Origin of the sequence: Streptomyces sp. PH10-H1, from assembly GCF_030063355.1 — a bacterium.
Lineage (GTDB): Bacteria > Actinomycetota > Actinomycetes > Streptomycetales > Streptomycetaceae > Actinacidiphila.
This window is the reverse complement of record NZ_JASISZ010000181.1, coordinates 1-2,719: the sequence shown is the minus strand read 5'-3', so window position 1 is coordinate 2,719 and position 2,719 is coordinate 1. Positions and strand designations below refer to the sequence as shown.

At 69.3% G+C, this 2,719-nt stretch carries 3 protein-coding genes; all 3 read left to right on the top strand.

The genetic code is table 11. The features are described from left to right. Positions 1-154 precede the first annotated feature (154 nt). Genes QMK24_RS40980 through QMK24_RS40970 form a run of 3 tightly spaced genes read left to right on the top strand, consistent with a single transcriptional unit; the run spans position 155 to position 2,570 of the window. Entirely contained in the window at positions 155-1,534 is a 1,380-nt protein-coding gene (locus tag QMK24_RS40980) for a DDE-type integrase/transposase/recombinase (RefSeq protein ID WP_283472003.1), read from the top strand. Continuing rightward, the gene (locus QMK24_RS40975; protein WP_283472002.1) at positions 1,531-1,761 is read left to right on the top strand and encodes a hypothetical protein; all 231 of its coding nucleotides are present in this window, start codon (positions 1,531-1,533) and stop codon (positions 1,759-1,761) included. The genes QMK24_RS40980 and QMK24_RS40975 overlap by 4 nt, the downstream gene beginning before the upstream one ends. Then, positions 1,758-2,570: an ExeA family protein gene (locus tag QMK24_RS40970; RefSeq protein WP_283472001.1), complete on the top strand. Its 813-nt coding sequence runs from the start codon at positions 1,758-1,760 to the stop codon at positions 2,568-2,570. Before QMK24_RS40975 ends, QMK24_RS40970 begins: the two co-directional genes overlap by 4 nt. The last annotated feature ends 149 nt before the right edge of the window (positions 2,571-2,719 follow it).

Below are 2,719 nucleotides of genomic sequence, written 5' to 3'. Positions count from 1 at the left end.
GTCTCGGCGGCCTGCCACGGCCGCCTGCTGGCGCCGGGCTGGCCACCCGCCTGACGGCGAAGTCGATCAACACGAACTGGCCCTGACGAAGATCGGTGGGCCGGTCCCATCCTGGCGGCTGACATGTCCGCAGCCGTTTTGGGGAGGCCGTCCGATGGCGTTGGTCGACGAGGAGGAGCGACGGCGGGCCGAGCGGGCCCACCAAGTCGCCTTGTTCCGTTACCAGTTGATCCGTGAGGCGGCTGACGCTGCCCTGAGCCCGCGGCAGCGCGGGGCGATGGTCCGCGCGATCGCCGCGCGGGTGCATACGGATCCGTTCGGGAAGCCGGTCAAGATCACGCGGGGGACGGTGGACCGCTGGCTGAAGCTCTGGCGCGAGGGCGGCTTCGACGCGCTGCTGCCGCCGACCCGGCAGGTCACCCCGCGCACACCGGAGGAGGTGCTGGACCTGGCGGCCGCGCTCAAGCGGGAGAACCCGGGCCGGTCGACCGCGCAGGTGGTGCGGATCCTGCAGCAGCACCTGGGCTGGGGCCCGTCCTACCGCACGGTCCACCGGCACCTTCAGCGCCTTGAGTTGCTGACCCGCCCGGACGGGCAGGCGCCGGAGGCATTCGGGCGGTTCGAGGCCGACCGCCCCAACGAAATCTGGGTCGGGGACGCACTCCACGGACCGAAAATCGCAGGCCACAAGGCGTATCTGTTCGCGTTCGTGGACGACAACAGCCGGGCGGTGGTCGGGCACCGCTGGGGCGGGGCCGAGGACAGCGTCCGCCTCGCCGCCGCCCTGCGGCCGGCCCTGGCGGCCCGCGGCGTCCCCGAGGGCGTCTACGTCGACAACGGGAGTGCCTTCGTGGACTCCGCCCTGCTCAGGGCATGCGCGAGGCTCGGGATCAAGCTGATCCACTCCACTCCCGGGCGTCCGCAGGGCCGGGGCAAAATCGAGCGTTTTTTCCGCACGGTCCGGGAACAGTTCCTGGTCGAGGTCGACACGCAGAAGGTCGCCGACCTGGCCATGCTCAACAGGCTTTTCACCGCATGGGTCGAGCAGGTGTATCACCGGCGGGTCCACTCCGAGACCGGCCAGCAGCCGCTGGAACGCTGGCTGGCCGGGGCGCCGTTCCCCACCCCGACGCCGGACGCGCTGCGGGAGGCTTTCCGCTGGTCCGCGCTGCGGAGGGTCGCCAAGACCGCCACGGTCTCGCTCCAGTCCAACACCTACAACGTCGACGCCTCGCTGGTCGGACGGCAGGTCGAGCTCGTCTTCGACCCCTTCGACCTGACCGACATCGATGTCCGCTTCCAGCAGCGGTCGTTCGGCAAGGCGGTCCCGCACCTGATCACCCGGCACGCGCACCCGAAAGCCAAGCCCGAGACCCCGGCCGCGGCCCCGCCGGCGCCGACCGGGATCGACTACCTCCGCCTGATCGACACCGAACGCACGAAGGAACTCGGCCAGCGCATCAACTACGAGGTGTTCCTGCCCGGCCCCCACCCGCCCGCCGAGGACGTCGACTTGAGCGATGAGGGCTCGTGATCAGCGGCAATCCGGTCCAGGAACGACTGGACGAGCTCGACGAACGGGAGACCTCCGCCCGCCGGCTGCTGGAGCGGACCCTCCGCCTGGCCGCCCGGCGGCACGATCACCAGCGGGCCGCCGGGCCCGCCCTGCACCTCGCACTGCGCTTCCACCGCCGGGCCGTCCGGGCCGCGGACGAACTGGACCACGCCATCGCCCACTTGGAGAGGTTGGACGGACGTTGATAGACAAGCTGACCGCGCACTGGGGTTTCACGCGGATGCCGTTCGGCAAGGACCTGGCCCCCTCGATGCTGCACCGGCACTCCTCCCACGCGCAGGCCGTCGCCCGGATCACCTGGTGCATCGGCGAACGGGCCCTGGGAGTGATCACGGGCGAGGTCGGCGCGGGCAAGACCGTCGCGGTCCGGGCGTCGTTGTCCCAGCTGGACCACCCCCGCCACAAGGTGATCTACATGGCGAACCCCGCGGTCGGGGTCGCCGGGATCCACCACGCGATCGTCTCCTCGCTCGGCGGCGTCCCGCGCCCGCACAAGTCGACGCTGATCCCGCAGGCCACCGACATGCTGGCCACCGAGAACAACGAGCGGGGCCGGGTCCCCATCCTGATCATCGAGGAAGCACACCTACTTGATCATGAGCAGTTGGAAGCGATCCGCATGCTGACCAACGACGAAATGGACTCCAGCAGTCCGCTTGCCTGCCTGCTGATCGGCCAGCCGACCCTGCGGCACAAGATCAAGCTCGGTGTCCTGGCCGCCCTCGACCAGCGCATCCAGGTCCGCTACAACATGCCGTCCATGACCAGTGAGGAAACATCCTCCTACCTGGTCCACCACCTCGCGCTCGCCGGCCGCAGCGACACGCTGTTCACCGACGACGCGACCACGTTGATCCACGACACCGCCCGCGGCTATCCCCGGGCCGTCAACAACCTCGCCGTCCAGGCCCTTTTGTCCGCCTACGCCGAAGGCAAGCCCATCGTCGACGAGACCAGCGCCAGAGCCGCCGTCGCCGAAGTCACCGCCGAATGACGACCGCGCCCACCATAGGCACCATCAACATCCCAGTGACACCATGAAGATCAAAGAGCCCGCTGGAACCCCACCAGCGGGCTCTTTGCATCCCCGAACATCATCATCGCGAGTGGCAAACCCATCACGATTTTGAACGGCACCCAACA

Excerpts from the sequence above, each read along its gene's own strand:
- QMK24_RS40980 (WP_283472003.1), top strand. The coding sequence starts at position 155 with ATGGCGTTGGTCGACGAGGAGGAGCGACGGCGGGCCGAGCGGGCCCAC.